Origin of the sequence: Pseudomonas sp. JV245A, from assembly GCF_032424515.1 — a bacterium.
GTDB lineage: Bacteria > Pseudomonadota > Gammaproteobacteria > Pseudomonadales > Pseudomonadaceae > Aquipseudomonas > Aquipseudomonas protegens.
This window is the reverse complement of record NZ_VYKE01000441.1, coordinates 1-896: the sequence shown is the minus strand read 5'-3', so window position 1 is coordinate 896 and position 896 is coordinate 1. Positions and strand designations below refer to the sequence as shown.

The window sequence follows — 896 nt, the reverse complement described above, 5'->3', positions numbered from 1 at the left end:
GGGTCCTCGGCGCGGTTTTCCAGTGACGGGCGCTACTTCGCCGCGCCGCTGCCTTCCAGGCAACACTGGGGGCTGGCCATCCTCGACCGTGAACAGCGCCGCCTGTACCGCTGCAACCGGGAACACTTCTGGGAGCTGGATGCCTTCAGCGCCGACACCCTCAGCGGCCGCCACAGCCCGCTGGTGGACAACGGCCAGCACCAGGCCAGCCTGAACAGCCTGCTGCAGGAGGCCGAATGCGTCGAACTGGTGGCGGTAGCCGATCTCTGGCTGGAGCCGGGCCAGTGGCTGGAGGCCCTGGCTCGCCAGGATTTCGAAGAAAGCGCACCCCACGGCAGCCACCGGCTGCACGCCAGCCTGGCGCTGCCGGCCAGCCTCAGGGCCCTGGAGCAACCCCTGGAACCCCTGCGCACGCCGCCCTATCGCATAAGCATCGACGGCCAGCCCAGCGGCTTGCTGCTGCGGGCGGACGCACCCCGCATCTGGCGCGACGATGGCCGGGCCCTGGCCTGCATCGCCCACGAGCAGGCGCAGCCTGAGGCCGCGTGCTGCTGGCTGTGGCAGGCCGACAAGGGCTGGCGGGCATTGCCCGCGCCCTGGGTCGCCAGCCATGCAGAACCATCCTTCTACCCTGGCCCGCTGCTCAGCCTGGATCGCCACTGGCTGGGCTACAGCGCATACCTGGACCTGGCCGAGGCGGACCACGGGCGCTACGGCTATCGCTTGCACAGTACCCACAGCGACAGCGAAACCGGCGTCGGCCATGACCGGCAAGGCTGCCTGCAGGTGGCGCCGCTGCCGCTGACCCGCACCCAGTTGCTGCAGCCCCTGGACGGCAGCGGGGCCCGGGGCGAAAGCCGGATCCAGTCCCAGCCCCTGCTGGGCGAGCAGCGCGC

Annotated in this window: 1 pseudogene; it reads left to right on the top strand. The window is 71.0% G+C overall.

Going from position 1 to position 896, the window contains the following annotated elements:
* A pseudogene (locus tag F6S12_RS32310) lies at positions 1 to 896 on the top strand (hypothetical protein); the annotation flags it as partial.